The organism is Candidatus Kapaibacterium sp. (assembly GCA_023957315.1).
In the GTDB taxonomy this organism is placed as follows: Bacteria; Bacteroidota; Ignavibacteria; order Kapaibacteriales; family UBA2268; genus PGYU01.
In genome coordinates, this window is the sequence record JAMLHE010000009.1 from 1 (window position 1) to 17926 (window position 17926).

Sequence of the window (17926 nt, forward strand, 5' to 3'; positions counted from 1 at the left end):
TGTATATCGGAAATTTAGCAAAAATAGAAGAACAACCGCTCCTATTGCCAAAATCATCCCTCGCCTTTTAGGTGTGATTTTCCCCGCAAGTACTGCGAAACAAATCCAGAAAAGGATTGATTGCGGTATCCAGAATTCCATATTTGTAGGGTCCCAAAACACAAAGAACACGGCATAAATCAGCATGAAAATTGCAAAGAATAGGTATCGTGAATTTGTCGAAAATACTCGGGCAATGCTTTTGATTTGGCTTGCAAAAACATAGAATATCGTGGCAAAAAGCGAAATTATCATTACGAAATAGAGCCAAAAATCAAATGTCCGAAAATTTCGGACAATAAAGGCATCGTCGGACAAATCTTTTTCGGCAAACAACCGAAACAACATCGAATTCAGCTGCCCTTCGATAAGCAATCCATGAATGGACACTACCGAACGGATGATACCAATTAAGGGCTTTATGAAAAATTGCACTCCAAATCCCGACCACGAATTAGCTTCATGATGATATAAGAAGAACCAATATGACACTTTATCAAATGTATCATAGCCCAAAATATATAATGCGATTGCATATCCGACGAACCAAACAAAATTGAAAATAATCGAAAATATTATGATTTTTTTAAGATTGGACTTCAATCCAGTGAGTGCAAAATATAGAACAACAACCAGACCCATCAAAGCATGAAGTTGATGAAAAAGTACCGCAATTCCACCAAATAATGCTGCCTGAATAATATCTGGAGTGCTCACTGTACGCTTTGTAATCATATAAATCGATGCAAAAACGAATACTAAGGGCAGCTGATAAGTTTCGATATTGATTGCATAAAACCAATTGGCATAAGAAAATGCACATAGTAGCACTGCAATTCGAGCAGTAAATAAATTCAATCCGAGATTATTCCTGAGAATAAAATAAATTATGACAAGCGTAGAAGTTGTAGCAACGGAATTGATGAAATTAACAGCAAATTGAGTAGATTGGAACCCGATATTGGTCAGCAAATCACTTCCAAAAGTCATCGTTGGGCAGAATAACAAATGATGCGGATGAAGCACGAAATATCTTTCGAGTATCTCCCAAAAATATAATATACTATCATGGGATAAAGAAAAAACCTTAGATGTGAATATCACATTCAGCAAAAGATACCCAATAGCAAAAAGCCATGGGAACCAATCTTTATTCTTCATTTCCAAATCAAAATCCGCTTATATTCATCGAATAGTAATCGGAGAAACTAAATAATATTGTAAAGCTTTGGAATCTATTTATGGTTAGTTTCCAAAATCGTAACAAGCAATGAAAGCAATTCTTTGCTATCAATAGGTTTGGATATATAATAATCGCATCCCGAACTCAGAATCTCGGATTTTTCGTTGCTGAAAGCAAATGCAGTTTGCCCAATTATCGGCAAATTCGGTCGGAATTGTTTAATCAAACCCGCCGCTTCCATTCCGTCCATAATCGGCATTCTGATATCCATCAGTACCACGCTGATGTCTTCCCGCTTTTGAGCAAAATCAACAGCAAACTCCCCATTTGAGGCGTGCAGGATTTCAAATTTATGCTCTTTGAGTATTGTTTTGAGCAACATAAAGCTGGTGATATCATCTTCGGCAATCAATATTACGTGACTTGATTTAATTGCATCTTTACCGACCTCATATATTGGTGTTTCAACTTGCCTATCGGGAATAAATGGAACTGTAAAATAAAAAGTAGTTCCTACACCCAATTCAGATTCGAGCCAAATTCTGCCACCCATCAATTCAACGAGACCTCTGCAGATGGACAATCCTAAGCCCGAGCCTTCGTATGTACGGGTGGTGGTCAAATCTGCTTGTATGAATCTCTCGAAAACGCGCTCCTTGTATTCATCACTTATGCCAATACCTGTATCTTTGATGGTGAAAAGTAATTCAGTATCAAGAACTTCGTAGCCAAATTCCACTGAACCATTGTCAGTAAATTTAATCGAATTATTAATCAAATTTGTCAAAACTTGTTGAATTTTGACCGAGTCCGAAATAAATATACTATCGTCATCTTCCAATCCCACATGATATTTTAGTAACAAGGATTTCTCTTTAGCATGTGGAGTAAAGAAATCGAGGGAATCATAGATGATTGTATTAATCGAAAACGCATGATTTCGTATGTTCATCTGTCCGGTTTCGATTTTTGAAATGTCGAGCACATTATTGACAATTTCAATCAATCTTCTGCCACTTGCTTGAATGATTGCAGTGAACTCGTTGCGTTCCTCAGTAGAAAGTTCGTTGTCTTTAAGCAATTCCGAGAACCCGATTATTCCATTTAGTGGCGTACGGATTTCGTGTGACATATTCTGTAAGAATGCAGTCTTCAATCTATCGCTTTCTTCGGCTTTATCACGAGCATGGATAATTTGCTCTTGCAGCATTTTAACATCGTTTATATCTTGATGAATCCCAATCATACGCAGCGGTTTGTCATCTTGGTCCCATTCAATAATTGCCCCCACCGAATGTATCCACATCCAATCACCACTCTTTGTGCGTTGACGAGAATGGACATTATACTCGCCAATCTCACCGGCAATGTATTTGTTGTAATAATCAATCGTCGGTTTTAAATCCTCGGGATGAATTCTCTCTATCCAATTATCGTGAGATTCGACAAATTCATCAGGGTCATAGCCAAGCATAACCGCATATTCGTCATTTACAATAGCTTCACCGGTTTGTACATTTAGGTCATATAATCCCAAATTAGCAGAATATAGTGCAAGTTGGAGCCTGTCTTGTTCTTCTTTTAGCGACATTTCTGCCAACTTTCGTTTAGTAATATTTTCGTGTGCGATTACTACTTTGGAGTCTTTTTCACCGGGGAATCTCGTAACTCTTGCCACAAACCATCTTTTTTCAGTTGGCGAATGACATGGGTATTCCATTTCATAGGATTCTAATTCGCCATTCAGTACTTTCCGGACGTTAAAGGCAAACTCTATCGCTATAACTCTTTCTTCACCCAAAGTCATATCGCAAACTTCCAAGTAATTGGAGCCTTCGGAAACATTGGCTAATATTGCATGATTTTCAACAGCGAAATCCCGCCAAGCTTTGTTTACAGCCTCTACTTCACCGTTCGTATTGACAATAGCAATATGAGCTGAAAGCCCGTCAAGAGTATTTCGCGATAATTCCTCCGAATCTCTTAGGGCTTGCTCAATGTCAAGCCTATTAAATGCACTTACGAGAATTTCGCCTAATAATCTCAGTAAAAGTATATCTTCGTCATGCCATTGCTTTTCGGTTTGAACGGCATCGAATCCGATAAATCCAATCAAATCACCATTGCGTTTGAGGGGGAGTACAATCACGGATTGGACACCACCCATTTCCAGAACTTCTATTTCAGCCGCATTGATACCATCCATATCTCTCAAATCTCTAATTCGAGGAATATGTACAATTTCGTTATTAGTGATTTTTTCCATCCACCAAGGAAAATCTGCAAGCGGCATATTCTGAAACGATTCTTTTTGAGCTTCAATTCCCTCTCTGCACCATTCATTTGTGTTGGAGCATAGCTTTCGGTCTTTGGACAACAAGAATAAATAAGAGCGGTCAACTTCATCGAGTAAGCCCACTCCTTTGAGAGTTGTATCAATCAATTCATCTATATCTTCAATTCTTGTGTTTAGGAATTTTGTTGAGACTTGAATTATGTATTGCTCGAAAAGAAGTTGTCTTCTGAGCTTCATTTCCATATTCTTTCGCTCGGTGATGTTTCTCATGATTCCAATCACCACAACTTCACCTTCATTATCAAGCTGGACCGTGCTTACTTCGACATTTTTAATTACTCCGAGTTTTGTTTTGATTTCTGTTTCGTAAATACTTGGTATAGGGCGCCCTTCTTTTCTTGCGTTAAACCTTTCTTCTATTAAAGCCTTACTTCTGTCTGTCAAAAATACATTGTAGTCAAAATCCGGCGAAGTCACTTCTTCTCTTGAATAACCTGTAATATGGCAGAACTTATCATTTACATATTCATAGCCATGTTCACGTAAAATATAAATACCATCAAAGGCACCCTCGACCAAATTGCGGAATCAGGATTCGCTTTTCTCATATTCGATTTCGGCATTCTTGCGGTCGCTAATGTCTCTTGTAACGGCGAGTATTCTATCCTCACCACCAATGTCAGTATCGCGTAATGATACCTCAACCCAAAATAGCTCACCATTTTTCTTCTTAGCGTGCCATTCAAAAATCTGCGGTCCTTCGGTCTTTGCTTTAAGCACATTTTCAAAAGCGACATTACCCGTATAGTTTCCAATACCGGAACTTCTATCGGTTATTGTGGTTTTCAGTATATCCTCTACCGAATCATATCCGTACATATTTACCATAGTTTCGTTAGCATCAATCAAATGTCCGGTATTGGCATCATAAATGAAAATAGCTTCGCTTGTAGAATTAAATATTTCACGGTAGTTTCTTTCGCTCTTTTCAAGAGCTAACAATGATTTCTTTCTATCAGTGACATCCGTAAATATTACTGAAAAACGATTTGGCTGAGGACTATAAGCTCTGACTTCGTAATATTTATCTAACTCTGCCGAATAATCTTCAAAATGTATGGGTTTGCCGGTTTTTACAACTTCACCATAAGTATCAATCCAATATTGTTCTGTGTTAGGCAAGACTTCGAAGACTGTTTTATTAATAATGTCATCACGTTTCAATCCCGTCAGCTTTTCAAATCCGGGATTTACATCAATAAATCTGTAATTCACCATTTTGCCACTCTCGTCAAAGATTGCTTCGTGGATTGCCAAGCCCTGTTCCATTTGTTCGATTAACAAACGGTATCGTTCCTCGCTTTCGCGAATTTTCTTTTCAGCCTTTTTTCGTTCGCTAATGTCACGCATTATCACTTGAATAGCTTTGTTGCCTTTCAATTCAAATGGGGCAGCAGTAACTTCGACAGCTACTTGTTTTCCTTTGAGACTTATGATTATTTCTTCAATCAATTCTACCGGCTTATAATCAGCTAACATTGTCTGAATTCTATGATTTATAATCTCATGATAATCGAGATGGAAAATCTCATAAGGTGACTTGCCAATGATTTGTTCTGCCGAATCTGCTTCTAATATTTTTAAGCATGATGGATTGGCATAAACTATGCTGTTGGATTGATTGATGAAAATTGCATCGGTAGAAAGCTCTATTAGGTTTCTATATTTTTCCTCGCTTTCGCGAATTTCACGTCGCGATTTGTAAGTTTCAGTTACGTCGGAAAATACTACAACAGCACCACGAATAATGCCATCATAATCCCTAATCGGAGCGGCACTGTCGGATATATTGCGTTCAGTGCCATCTTTTGAAATTAATAATGTCTTGTTTGAAAGTCCCACGATGGCTTTAGTTAAAAAGACTTGGTCAACCGGACATTCGACAGGCTCTAATGTTTCGGCATGTAATATTTTGAAGACTTCCTTGAATGGTCTGCCAATTGCATCCTCAATCTCCCAACCGGTTAATTTGGCTCCTATTGGGTTGATTCCCTTGATGATACCCTTGCTATCAGTCGAAATTACACCATCGCCAATGGAATTCAGTGTAATGGTAAGGTTTTCCTCGCTTTCACGCAATGCCAATTCAATCATTTTCAGGTCTGTAATGTCTTGGAAGGACCCGCTCATTCTTACTACTTTTCCTTCTCTAAAAGTAGGATGACCGATTGTCCTGACCCATTTTCTAATGCCCTTTGCACTAATAATTTCAAGGTCCAAATCGTAAGGTTTACCTAATTCAATTGCCTCTTTAATCGCGTTTTCTATAATTGGACGAGAATCTTCGGTATAATATTTAAGTCCAATTTGCACATTAGTATTATCTGCCGGGTCGAGGTCGTGAATCAGAGCCGTTTCATCTGTCCAAGAGCCTTCTAAAGTTAAAGCATCAAATTCCCAACCGCCGACTTTGGCAATATTTTCAGTTTTACGCAGCATTTTCTCATTCTTTTCGAGAGCCTTTTGCATACACCTTTCTTCGGTTTGGTCGCGGAAAACGAGTACAACCCCTGATATTTTATCTTCCAAATCTCTTACCGGAGCACCACTATCGGCAATTGGAATCTCTCTGCCGTCACGAGAAATCAGCAAAGTATGATTAGCGAGCCCGACAATTTGCCCTTCTCTCAGAACAATTTCTACAGGATTTTCAACGGTCTCATTAGTATCTTCATTCACTATTACAAATACTTCGTCTAATTTTTTCCCTTTTGCTTCATCTTCAGTCCAACCTGTAAGCTCCTCTGCAATTGCATTCATTACCTGAACATTGCCTTTATCATCTGTTGTTATGACTCCATCGCCAATGCTATACAATGTAGTACGGAATTCGAGCTTGGACCTGAATACTTCTCGTTCTTTAGCTATAATATTGCCCAGATAATTCTTCTGATAATTTGCCGCAACAAATGCAGCACCGGTGAATATAAAGAAGATTAGAAATATAGTAAACACAGTGAGATATCTCGTACGGGCGTAAAAATCTTCGAAAACCTCGTCTTTGTCAATCTTTGCAATCATGTACCATGCCGTTCCGGGAACGGGAGTTATATATGACAGAACCTTTTCGTTTCTATAATCAATTCCCTCGAATAAACCGTAATAGCCCTTAACTGCTTTTACCGCCGGTAGCGTAGTCATGCTTAAAGGTATTTTAAGGCTAAGATTTTTATTTTCACTATGGTTTAAATCATTCAGAAACAAAACGCTATCGCCTTCACGACGCACGAGTATAGTCTCGGAAGTTTCACTAATTGTGGGCCAACGCTTGATTAGTGGATATAAGAAATTATTTGGGTTTACACGAAAGACAAGTGCAGCAAATATTTTGTTTTGCTCGTCGGTCAGTGGTGTGATGATATCATAATGTACTGCATCATGAGTTGGGCAATAATAAAAATCAGTAAATGTGATTTCGCCATTTTCCATAGCTTTTGAAGCAAATGAACTTGTAATCTTGTCAATTTCGTCATCAAAATTCTCAACAGACAAAATAATTTTCCCGTCTTTATTTAACAGAAAAATATTCTCATAATGATAATTTTCAAGTGCGGGTTGTAAACGAGTGATTATATTTGCTCTTAACTCACTATTTGAAGTGTCATTCAAGAAAGCTTTTACCCGAGATTTATAAAAAGGGGATTTGACTACAACAATTGCGTCGCCTGTCCGTTCTTTAAGCCACATTTCAATTTGGCTGAGCTTCATTTCGGCAATCGCTTTGATATCTTTAGAGCTTTCATTAAAAGCAGCTCGCTTTTCAAATTGGTAGAACAAATATGCTCCTATCAATATCAACAGGCTCAAAATTGATGCTAAACTTATCAGCATCCTTTTGTTGAAGAAACCATTTTTCGGTTCTAACGACATTATATGTACCTAAATATTCAAAAAGCTAACTTCTAAATTACATAAAAAAATCTGATATACCAAATGAAAAAAAATCCAATTAATATACTAATTGGATTTAATGAAAAAATATTAACTATTGATGCCAAATAATTTGCATTTATATTACCCACTAATGAGTTTGCCTGCTGTCATAATTTGCCCGTTAGCATTTCTGATTGAGAAATTAATTATTCCCACAGCCGAATTTTCTAAATTAATAATTTTGGTAATTTCGCCGATTTCATCTGTAATTTGAACTACTTGTAGATTTTTGCCTAAATTGTCAAATACTTCAATAGTCCATGTTTGCGAATCTGTCTTGTCGAATTGGATACTAAATTGGTTAAACACGGGATTTGGGAATACTTTTGCTTCAATCGGAAATAAAGTTTGAGCTTCTGAAACTGATGCGATGCTTGAAACATCGGTGGACATTGAACTGCTTGTAAAAGTTTCGGTGTCATTGCTGTATCTCATGCCCAAAACTGAACGGGGCAAACCTTTTGCAAAAAACCTGTAATTTGTGTAACTATAAACTCGTCCTTGTGTCAATCCGAATGCATCTGTCAACATCTCAGCAGCAAGTTGTCCGTTTAGGTAATAGTTATCGTCGAAAATCTCTGTATTTTTTACTAATAATGCCTCAACACTAATTGGGTCGCCACCGTTAGGATTGGGTACTATCAAAGTTCCCCAACCTGCAACTTCCCATTCAGTTTGCCATTCTTGACGATTATATCCGGGCACCTTATCAATACCATAGGCTTGTACAGTTAATTCAAAATCTACGGTAAGTTCAAAATCCGATTCCATTTTCAAGCCATATGTCATCGGGAATTTCAATGACCATACAGGTTGAGCATAAACATCAGTATTACCGACAAGTACAATAGAATCCATTGAATTACCGGTCACGCCACTTAATTCTGAAGTCGTATAACCAAGTTTTCTCCCTAAAGTTACATAACGTTCGTCATTCAATTGATACCAAAATGTGATTTCTTGAAAATCACCGAATGGACTTTGTCCGGACATATTATAATAATTTGCACCCTCAAATTCACTATCAGTGCCCGCTTCTAATATGCCCTCTGCATATTGGAAACCCAATTCAATTTCTGAATAATCCCAAGTTTGATTCTCGCCTTCGGTCGGCAGTGTCAAACTACCTTCCCATACCTGAGTAGAATTATATCCTACGCTTGGATTAAACGTAAAGTCGGCACGATTGATTGTGATTTGAGCATTGGCAGACAATGCAAAGATTAATAAAAAGGCAATAAATAGTACAAAACTTTTCATAAATTACTCCAAATAAACAATTAATAATAGCAAATATAATAAAAATATTCATTTGTTTACAAAATTATTTCACACAATATTAACAATTATCTTAGGCTTTCCGAAGAAAAGTCTATACATGTCCTTAACTTTTAGTAACTGTGAAAATTTAATGCACTTCTATCACAGTGTATACTCCTGACGCTTTATTGGTGAGGCTTATGAAAATTGAATCCACAATTTCATCTGCCGCAGACACAATTTCGATTACATAGTCGTTGCCATCATACTCAAAAAATTGATTCCATGACTGCCCACCATCAGACGAATACATTATTAAGCCTTTTGTATGATTGAAATTGCCCAAATCGGCAATAAATGCCCAAATTTCGACACCGGTTCCGCCATTTTTAGTTATTAAATGACTAATTGCATTCCTTCGGTAAGGGTTAGGGAGAACTTGATATGAAAAATTGTAGGAATCATCGCTTCGAATCATAAAATTTGTTCCTCCCAAATAATCCGACCCGAAGAATACAGAATTGTCAAATTCTACAACAGAAGTGTGCCCACCCATACCTACATGATGTTTATTAATTGTCCGCCATCCATCATCGCCTGATTTTCGGGAAATGGATTCGAGGTCTTGTAATGTATCGTTAAAACGCAATCTTTTGTGATTATCGCCATCAGTAAGGCATAGTTTATTCAAATTTTTAAGATATTTAACAAGGTGAACATGTTTGTTTACGTCATCTTTAATCAAGAAATCAGTCGCTTTCCAAGTTAAGCCATTGTCGCGACTTATGTACAAATATGCCAGACTAACCCATCTGCCATTTTCCCACAAAACACCATATTCGGACACAATCAAAGTGCCGTCAGGAAGTTCTGTCATACCACAATTATTTCGGAAGTAACTGAGCCGGAATGCGAAATCTACGACTTTGACGAATTCGGAATTCACCGTTCCGCGATAGACATATCCGAAAGTGCAAACATAGATTATATTTTCGGAGGATACAAAGACGGACATGATTTCACCATCAAATTTTGCAAAGTGAGCAATCGTGCCGTTTTCACGGTCAACTACGCTGATTTGATTTTTTGATTCAATTAGAGCGCCAACTAACAAATTTCCTTTGTGAAATACTTTCCACCACTTATAAACGGAGTATTTCGCTTTTTTTCGAGTATTAGAATTTTCAATTAAATCATCGAGAGAGCTTTCCAAAACTTCAAGTTCATATGAGCTTTGTTTAGACAATTTCAGATATTTCGATTTCCCGAACAATCCAAGTTGATGCTTCATTTCCCAAAACATAAAGGAAGTCAATTCTTCAGTCTTGCCGCTTCGGATTACGTCCCGTATGAATCTCGGGAGCATTAAAAGTGCTTTGCCCAATGATGCCAAATTCCTTTGTTTGAACAAATCTTTATAACTTTCTGTCAAATACATTTATTGAACTCTTTCGGAATAGGATTGAAATTGAATATACAAAAGTACACAAATCTACAAAATTATACTCATTATTAGTATTTAAGCACTATTGAGCATATTGAATATGTTAAAATGAAATTTTGTTCTAAGGCAACAGTTTCATTATACTATTTTTCAAATCCTGAATATTTTTTATAAACAGCACGATACCCAAACATCCGCGATATTGGAGCGACGGTGTTCATCAATACTTTTTGAACTCCAACGGGAACATCGGCAAGAAAACTTTTGCTATCAAGATACTTCAAAGTCACCAACTCTTGAAATATTCCGGCTTTGCCATTTTTCATCAGTCCGTCCGAGGCAAGCCCGATGAGATTCTCCATCAAATATTCAAAATCAAGCGCCGGAGTGACTGTTTGAATCATAGTCAGTGTTTCATCGCTATCGTTGTAGTGATTGTGCGACTTGCCCTTTGGGAGAGTCATTGTCTCACCGGCATTAAGAATATGAATTTTGCCGCCAAACCATATCGTTAGCTTGCCCTCAAGCACTTCGAAAGTTTCATCTTGCAAAACGTGGAAATGATTGGGAACTAATAGCCCTTTCGTTTTCAGCACCATTTTTATTGAAATTCGTTCCCCGTTGGTCTCATTGGAAGTTTCCAAAAACTCATAAGAGTCACCCGAGACGGGATTCACTAAGACTTGACCTTTTTGCGGCATTCAAAAACTCCTTTATAATTTTTGCAACGCTAACATGAAAATTAGCACACTATAAATAATAGATTTGGCAAACATAATATATTAACATCAATTTTGCAAATGAAAAATGGATTAAGCTAAACCGAAAAAAGCCTATTGAGTTAATTCACCAAAATAATAACTCAGTTTTTCTGACTTGATGTTGTTACAAAATGTCAATATTTGCTAAATTTTGTATTTTTGAGATTGATTTGAAACCAATTTTCTAAATGATATTTATAGTAATTTATGATAAATAAAGACTTTCCGGAAATTGATATGAAATTTTTCGGATTTACTAATTTGATTGGCAATACACCAATCATGTGCATTCACTTCAACTATAAGGGCGAACAACGAAAGCTCTATGCAAAAGCAGAAAACTTCAACCTGACAGGCTCAATCAAAGACAGAATGGCTATGCACATTCTAAAGAAAGCTTACGAACGCAAGGCTCTTGTGCCCGGGCAAGTCATATTGGAAGCCACAAGTGGCAACACAGGAATTTCAATTGCAGCAATCGGCAGAGCTTTGGGGCATAAAGTTGTCATTTTCATGCCTGATTGGATGAGCCAAGAAAGAAAGGACTTGATTAGAAGCCTTGGAGCCGATATTCATTCGGTCACACGCGAGGAAGGCGGTTTTCTGGGGAGCATTACAAAATCCGAAGAAATGGCAACTGAAATTGGTGGATTCTTGCCACAACAATTTGCCAATCATGACAATTCCGAAGCACACTTCAATGCGACAGGTCCCGAAATATGGTATCAGCTGATGTATCGCGGGATAACGCCTGATGCATTCGTAGCTGGAGTAGGCACAGGTGGAACAATTATGGGTGTCGGTGCCTATCTTAAATCCAAGAAATCGGACATTATCGTTCGACCAATGGAACCTGCAAATTCGCCGACACTTTCGACAGGGCATAAAGTTGGCAAACACCGCATTCAGGGCATTTCAGATGAATTCATACCCGCTGTTTTGGATTTGAACTCCTTGGACAAGGTTATTGATATAGATGATGGCGATTCGATAATCATGGCACAAAAATTATCCTGCGATTTGGGCTTAGGACTTGGTATTTCATCAGGAGCGAATTTTTTGGCAGCACTGAAAATCCAGAATGAAATCGGCTCTGATGCAACAGTAGTAACCGTTTTCCCCGACGACAATAAAAAATATCTGAGTACCGATTTGCTCAAAATTGAAGCAATAAAAAATGATTTCATTTCAATTGATGTTGATTTGTCCTACTACACCGCATTTAAAAGAGTATGTGCAAGGTGCTGCTCCCCCAGCGAATGTATAGAGATGACCAATATCGCCAATCTCCACCCCGTCTGCTTCACAGACACACCTTAAGAGGGGAATTTCTCGCTCTGTAAATTGTAACAAATCCGAAACAAAAAAAACCACTTTTGTGCAAAGTGGTTTCAGATTTTTCTATAAAAATTTTCTGTGTTCTTATTTATCCAACATGTCGTTGAAGCGGCGTTCGGTGCGTGGACGCCAATTGCCTTTGTGGTAAACGTAGCTGGCGATTAGTGGAACGGCGATTGTTGCTTCGGAAAAGACCATTTGCTCGTAAGTTGTTTCGACTTTGCCCCATGAGCTGGCTTCTTTCAGCGTTGAGCCCGAAAGCCCGCCGTCGCGTTCGTCGGCAACTGTGATTTGAACTGCGTATTTGTGCATTTCCGCTTCAAATCCCAATACTTCGGCTGCGACTACTACGTCTTGGATGAAATTCTTTGGTACACCGCCGCCTATCATGAACAAACTGCTGGTTTTGACTTCAATTTTTGTTTTTGTAAGTTCGAGGAAATCTTTTGCGGAATCAATCGAAACTACTTCATTTCCGCGGAAATATTGATGATGCACCAATCCGAATCCGGCGGATGAATCTGAAAATGCCGGACAGAAAATGGGAACGCCTTTTTCGTAAGCGGTACGAATGATTGAGCCATGCCCTTTGTTGTTGGCAACGAGCCATTTACCCATTTCTACGATAAATTCGCGTGAACTATATGGGCGCGGGGGCAAATTATTGGCGATTTCGGCTATTGTCATATCGCAAACGCGTAAGTCCTCTTCGTCAATATATGTGTCGTAAATGCGGTCAATCATCAAATCTCTTAGGTCGTTGTCGTCCACAAATGGAGTGCCTTGGTAGTGCTTGAATCCGAGTGCTTCCAAAAAGTCTTGGTCAACGATATTTGCTCCTGTGGAAACTATTGCGTCCACCATGTTGTTCTCAAGCAAATCTACTACTACTTTCTTCAGACCTGCACTAACTAATGAGCCGGCTAAAGTCAGATAGTTGCAGCAATTCACATCCGATACTGCCATATCGAAAATCGTTGCGGCACGGTGCAAATTGCGTGATTGAAATGCCATTTTGCCCATTGATTCTACCAATGGAATGGTGTTAATTTTTGTTATGTCAATATGTTCTACCAACATATCAGGATTTAGAAAATCTGTCCTTTCAGCCATGATTCACCTATTTTGATTTATAATATATGGAATGTTTTTTTCGAAATCATAATTGCTTGGAATACTCTTCCAAGAACCTGTTTTCATAAGGCGATAAAGAGTCTTTGCCATGAACGGCAATTTTGTCGAGTATTTCATTGAGTTTTTCTTCGTTTTCGGCAGGGTCATCCGATAGTAACGAATACAATTCAGTTTCTAATTCATCTTCCAAAGTTCTATACTGCTTTTTCAATTTTGTGTTGGAAATCAGTGCCACCGAAAGCTCTTCGGGTCTTGGGACTTTCAAGTCGCTATCATATCTGTCCACACGGCTGCGGCTTCTGTGGTTGCTTGCTAATCTGATTTGCAAATATATCAATGCTCCGAGTGTAATCCCAAAGAGTGCTGATGAAAATTGTGGTATAAATTGTGTATTGATTCCGCCTGTGACGTTGACTATTTTCATCCCGAACCAAAGGAAAATCAGCCCGGCTGTGAATAAAACTGTCGAAAGTGGAGGAAATTTCATAAATTCCACCATTGACTTGGGCTTGAGAAACAGGTACAGAGTAAGCACGAAAAATGCCACTCCTTCCATTCCGGCGATTACCACATCAGTTTTCCAGAAAATCAGTGTCATGGCGCATCCATGCAAAATGGAAAGCAGAAACAGCCATGATGGATAGCGGAATTGGTCAACAATTTCTTCGAGTTTTGGGGAAATGAAGTAGAATGTCATTGCAAAAAGTAGCATCGCCTCTATTGTCCCGGGAGTAAATGGAAACGTGAGCAGCTTCCAAATCATCAAATTGTCCAACACGTCGTTCGGTCGGAGCGAGAGCATATCAGGCAAAATATTTGCGTAGATATAATTTACGAAGTAGATTATCCCTACTATTAGCAGGAAAACCCTCGAGAAAACAATACTATTTTTATTTCTAATCGGCATCTTTTTCTAAAATTTGTATCTCTCTATAGTTATAAACACATAAAGAGTCAAAAAGTCACAAGAATTCTGAATATTTTTTCAGAAAACTTGAAATTTACTTCAAATTATCCAAAACTTCATCAACTTTTTGATTGTTCATGTATTCGTAAAAGTCTTCGTTAACTGCAATCATCGGCGCTCCGCCACATGCACCCATACATTCGACTTCCTCAAGCGAAAACATTCCGTCTTCCGAGCGTTCGTTGTGTTTGAGTCCGAGTTTGTTCGAGGTATAATCGTAAAGTTCCTTACCTTTGAGCAACATACAAGATACGTTGGTGCATACTTGAATATGGTATTTGCCCATGGGTTTTTTGAAATACATTGTATAGAATGTAGCAACACCCTCGACATGAGATGCCGGTAAATCGAGTAAGCCGCCGACGTAGTGCATTACATCTTGCGACAGCCAGCCCCATTTTTTTTGAGCCATCCATAATACGGGCATTAGTGCCGCTTTCTTTTCGGGATATTTCGATATGTGGTGCTGAACTTCTTGTAGTTCTTCTGTAGTAAACTCTATCTGCATTTTTTATCCGTTATTTCAATAAATTTTCAAACTGTTTACAAAAATAAGAATTTATCATAAATCTTTCTACTCTAAAATCATTTATTGGTTCGGTTAATTAACATTTTGACCGAAAGCCAATGTTTCATAGTAATCATGAACTTATGCAAAGCAGATACTCTGATGCGACGTCTGAAGACATCATACTCGGAAAGTTCGATTTTTTCGAGTAATCGATAGTATATTGAATCCATGATTTCAGCGGCGATTATAGTCGGTTTTTCGTCCGGACGCAAGAAAGTACGAGCTTTGTGAAAATATTCCCGAGCTCTGCCTGTTTGGAAACGCATCATCTCGATAAAATTATCATTGTATCGTTCCTCGAAAATGTCACTTTCAGTGATGCCGAATCTGTCAAGGTCTTCTTGCGGCAAATAGATATAGCCTCTGTCTTTGTCATGTTTGACATCGCGGAGTATATTTGTCATTTGCAATGCATAGCCGAGATTAACTGCGTAATTTTTGGTTTCTTCGTATCTGTGCCCAAAGATTTCGATGCTAATTAGTCCGACAATTCCCGCCACGCTATAGCAATAATGCTTTAGCTCGTCGAAGGTTTCGTAACGATTGCGTATCAAATCAGTGCGGACACCGTCAATCAAAGTCAGAAAGTATTGCTTAGGGATGTCGAAACGGTATATTGCCGCTTGGAACGGAAATAGTATCGGTGATAATGTCCTTGTAGCGTAAATTTTTTCGATTTCATTTTCCCACCATGACAATCGGTCAAGTTTCTTTTGGACAGATTTGTTGTTGATGTTTGGAGAGCCGTCAACTATATCGTCAATATAGCTGCAAAAAGCATAAACGGAAGTGATAGCATTGCGCTCTTCTTTGGGCAACAACTTGAAAGAATACAAAAAGTTTGAACGCTCCAGCTTTGGAGGCTCTACATTTTCGTAGTTCGCAAGTTGTATTTGGTCTATCGTTTCCATCTCTTTATAACAAATGATTCCTAATTGCTTTATAAAATATCGTCGGGAAATCTCCCTTATTTATGCTAACACGTTTATGTTTGACATTTATCTCTAATTTTTTCAACTTTTCTAACATTTTTACCCCACTTTCAAAAGTTATTGCAATTTCTAACTTTAATCGTTTTGCAATTAAGCAATTTATTAAGTTTTTTCCAAATGAAAAAAAATTATTTGTAAAATTATAGATTTCTTCCAAACTTTTTTCAAAATTTTTGTCATCTAAATTCTTCGGGAAATCCGAAAAGTCTAAGGAGTACTTGTCGCAAATGTCTTTGGGTATGTATATCCTGCCTTTTGGGACATCTATAGAGATGTCTTGCCAAAAATTGACCAATTGCAACCCCGTACAAATTGCATCCGAATATAGCATTGTTTGTTGGTTATATTCACCAAAGAGTCGCAAAACGAGCTCGCCAATCGGATTTGCAGAATTTGAACAATATGTCAGAGATTCGTGAAATGTAGCCGGTTGGACAAATCGAATATCGGAAATGAAGGCTGCAATCAACTTCTCGAAGGGTGCGATTGGAATATTTTTGGCTTTCATAGTATCGCGAAGTGCCATAGCAATCGGATTTGTCAGATGAGTATCTCCATCTACAGTCAAAATTGCCAGAAATGATTGCAAAGCTTGAACTCTTTGCTCCGTATCCAAAAAAGCAAGTTCATCGGCAATATCGTCGGCTATTCGGGCGAATGAATATACGGAGTAGAAGTATTTGCGTGTTTCTTGAGGGATTAAAACCGAGCCAACGGGGAAATTTTCATAATGAGCCTTAGCGATTTTTTGACAAAACTGATAGGCGTCGTCAATATTGGTGCATGCAAAAGAGCCGCCATCAGGCAGAGTCAGTTCTAAAAGGCTCTTTTTATCGGCTACTATTTTCAAACTTTACTTTGTATTTCATTTCATAATTTTGAATCATCTATTGAATGCATCAATCAAATTATCGAGAATATTCTTCCATTTTTTGCTGTTCATCAGCTTTCGGGCTCCCTTTTCGACTTTTTCTTCGCTCGGGAAAAAGCTATCTACGAAATCAAAAGCCAAGCCTATACCCCAACCCAGAATCGGGAAAATTGACCAGGAAATTCCGGGAGTCATGTAATCAATCCCAACTAAAAATCCATTTACAATGACATACGCAGTGAGATGCTCATAGAACGACGAACGTTTGCGTTTGCGATATATTTCTTTGGCGCTTTCGAATTCGTTGACAGCAACATCTTCAGTCATTGCTTTCCGTACCTGAGCGGGGTCAATGTTTAGTTCTGATGCAATGCGTAATAGCTCGGATTCCGTAATAGAGCCGCTATAGGAAGGCGAAGCATCAATAGCACGCTTCAAAATCCGGTCAACATCTTCCTTACTGTATAATTTTTCACTCATAAACACCTTGCAACAAATGATTTATGCTCAAAAGTAAGAAAATCTTCCGTCGCAAACAAATTGTTTAAATATAGAAATTGTGTTTCCATCGCTAACTCCCTTAATCATATCAAAATTTTATCGAAACCTTTTCGTATTATATACGTATTGAGTAAGGATTAAGTTATAGGAAAAGATGAAATTTTTGTGGGATAAGATAAAAAGAGCAACGGGTGTAATCGTAATGATTGCAGTTTTGTTGATTGCTTATAATACTGCCACAAACGGTCACTACCATATCACCGAGAGCGGTTTCATGCTTTGGCATGCCCACCCTCATTCCGATAGCTCAAATTCTATTCCTATCCAAAATCACGCACATAGTGATTTGGATTTTCTAATGTTGCAAATGCTGACAAATCTGCTTCTTGCGACTTTAGCATTTGTAGTGATTGCTTTGGCAATCAAAGACAGTTTTGTCCGGAATTTGAAAACGTATCAATCCCCGATAATTGATAATTTCCTTGTTTCATTCAAATCTCTACGCGCTCCACCCCTATCATTCCAATATTAAAATTCAGCATCTATTAAGAGCTTTCACCTCGTGATGGCGATGTT

14 protein-coding genes are annotated in these 17926 nt (G+C 38.1%); 2 read left to right on the top strand and 12 right to left on the bottom strand.

Annotated features, from left to right (window positions below):
• The 6 genes from M9949_10250 to M9949_10275 form a co-directional block, all read right to left on the bottom strand.
• Positions 1-1200: hypothetical protein (locus M9949_10250; GenBank protein MCO5251785.1), on the bottom strand; the 1200-nt coding region annotated here is incomplete at its 3' end.
• Positions 1201-1274: 74 nt separating this feature from the next.
• Positions 1275-4097, bottom strand: coding sequence for an ATP-binding protein (locus tag M9949_10255; protein ID MCO5251786.1), 2823 nt, complete (start codon positions 4095-4097; stop codon positions 1275-1277).
• Between the two features lie 9 nt (positions 4098-4106).
• A complete protein-coding gene (locus M9949_10260) occupies positions 4107-7448 on the bottom strand; it encodes a PAS domain S-box protein (GenBank protein MCO5251787.1) in 3342 nt (1113 codons plus the stop codon).
• 144 nt (positions 7449-7592) lie between these two features.
• A complete protein-coding gene (locus tag M9949_10265) occupies positions 7593-8771 on the bottom strand; it encodes a T9SS type A sorting domain-containing protein (GenBank protein MCO5251788.1) in 1179 nt (392 codons plus the stop codon).
• A gap of 148 nt (positions 8772-8919) precedes the next feature.
• Positions 8920-10209: a hypothetical protein gene (locus tag M9949_10270; protein MCO5251789.1), complete on the bottom strand. Its 1290-nt coding sequence runs from the start codon at positions 10207-10209 to the stop codon at positions 8920-8922.
• 149 nt (positions 10210-10358) lie between these two features.
• On the bottom strand, positions 10359-10916 hold the full coding sequence (locus tag M9949_10275; protein ID MCO5251790.1) for a cupin domain-containing protein: 558 nt from the start codon (positions 10914-10916) through the stop codon (positions 10359-10361).
• Positions 10917-11213: 297 nt separating this feature from the next.
• On the opposite strand from M9949_10275, the gene M9949_10280 reads away from it, so the two are divergent.
• On the top strand, positions 11214-12296 hold the full coding sequence (locus M9949_10280) for a PLP-dependent cysteine synthase family protein (GenBank protein ID MCO5251791.1): 1083 nt from the start codon (positions 11214-11216) through the stop codon (positions 12294-12296).
• A 102-nt stretch (positions 12297-12398) separates the two neighbouring features.
• Here the strand turns inward: M9949_10280 and M9949_10285 are convergent, their stop codons facing one another.
• From M9949_10285 to M9949_10310, 6 genes are all read right to left on the bottom strand, one after another.
• Complete coding sequence (locus M9949_10285) at positions 12399-13427, bottom strand: deoxyhypusine synthase (protein MCO5251792.1); 1029 nt, start codon at positions 13425-13427, stop codon at positions 12399-12401.
• Between the two features lie 46 nt (positions 13428-13473).
• Positions 13474-14355 carry a rhomboid family intramembrane serine protease gene (locus tag M9949_10290; protein ID MCO5251793.1) on the bottom strand — a complete coding sequence of 294 codons (882 nt, stop codon included), beginning with the start codon at positions 14353-14355 and terminating at the stop codon, positions 13474-13476.
• Between the two features lie 94 nt (positions 14356-14449).
• Positions 14450-14923: an NADH-quinone oxidoreductase subunit NuoE gene (nuoE, locus tag M9949_10295; protein ID MCO5251794.1), complete on the bottom strand. Its 474-nt coding sequence runs from the start codon at positions 14921-14923 to the stop codon at positions 14450-14452.
• Between the two features lie 77 nt (positions 14924-15000).
• Entirely contained in the window at positions 15001-15897 is an 897-nt protein-coding gene (locus M9949_10300) for a squalene/phytoene synthase family protein (GenBank protein MCO5251795.1), read from the bottom strand.
• Between the two features lie 4 nt (positions 15898-15901).
• On the bottom strand, positions 15902-16828 hold the full coding sequence (locus M9949_10305) for a squalene/phytoene synthase family protein (protein ID MCO5251796.1): 927 nt from the start codon (positions 16826-16828) through the stop codon (positions 15902-15904).
• A gap of 33 nt (positions 16829-16861) precedes the next feature.
• The gene (locus tag M9949_10310; GenBank protein ID MCO5251797.1) at positions 16862-17329 is read right to left on the bottom strand and encodes a 2TM domain-containing protein; all 468 of its coding nucleotides are present in this window, start codon (positions 17327-17329) and stop codon (positions 16862-16864) included.
• A 175-nt stretch (positions 17330-17504) separates the two neighbouring features.
• Between M9949_10310 and M9949_10315 the strand changes: the two genes are divergently transcribed.
• On the top strand, positions 17505-17882 hold the full coding sequence (locus tag M9949_10315; GenBank protein ID MCO5251798.1) for a hypothetical protein: 378 nt from the start codon (positions 17505-17507) through the stop codon (positions 17880-17882).
• The last annotated feature ends 44 nt before the right edge of the window (positions 17883-17926 follow it).

Excerpts from the sequence above, each read along its gene's own strand:
- M9949_10260 (MCO5251787.1), bottom strand. The coding sequence starts at position 7,448 with ATGTCGTTAGAACCGAAAAATGGTTTCTTCAACAAAAGGATGCTGATA.
- M9949_10265 (MCO5251788.1), bottom strand. The coding sequence starts at position 8,771 with ATGAAAAGTTTTGTACTATTTATTGCCTTTTTATTAATCTTTGCATTG.
- M9949_10270 (MCO5251789.1), bottom strand. The coding sequence starts at position 10,209 with ATGTATTTGACAGAAAGTTATAAAGATTTGTTCAAACAAAGGAATTTG.
- M9949_10275 (MCO5251790.1), bottom strand. The coding sequence starts at position 10,916 with ATGCCGCAAAAAGGTCAAGTCTTAGTGAATCCCGTCTCGGGTGACTCT.
- M9949_10280 (MCO5251791.1), top strand. The coding sequence starts at position 11,214 with ATGAAATTTTTCGGATTTACTAATTTGATTGGCAATACACCAATCATG.
- M9949_10285 (MCO5251792.1), bottom strand. The coding sequence starts at position 13,427 with ATGGCTGAAAGGACAGATTTTCTAAATCCTGATATGTTGGTAGAACAT.
- M9949_10290 (MCO5251793.1), bottom strand. The coding sequence starts at position 14,355 with ATGCCGATTAGAAATAAAAATAGTATTGTTTTCTCGAGGGTTTTCCTG.
- nuoE (MCO5251794.1), bottom strand. The coding sequence starts at position 14,923 with ATGCAGATAGAGTTTACTACAGAAGAACTACAAGAAGTTCAGCACCAC.
- M9949_10300 (MCO5251795.1), bottom strand. The coding sequence starts at position 15,897 with ATGGAAACGATAGACCAAATACAACTTGCGAACTACGAAAATGTAGAG.
- M9949_10310 (MCO5251797.1), bottom strand. The coding sequence starts at position 17,329 with ATGAGTGAAAAATTATACAGTAAGGAAGATGTTGACCGGATTTTGAAG.
- M9949_10315 (MCO5251798.1), top strand. The coding sequence starts at position 17,505 with ATGAAATTTTTGTGGGATAAGATAAAAAGAGCAACGGGTGTAATCGTA.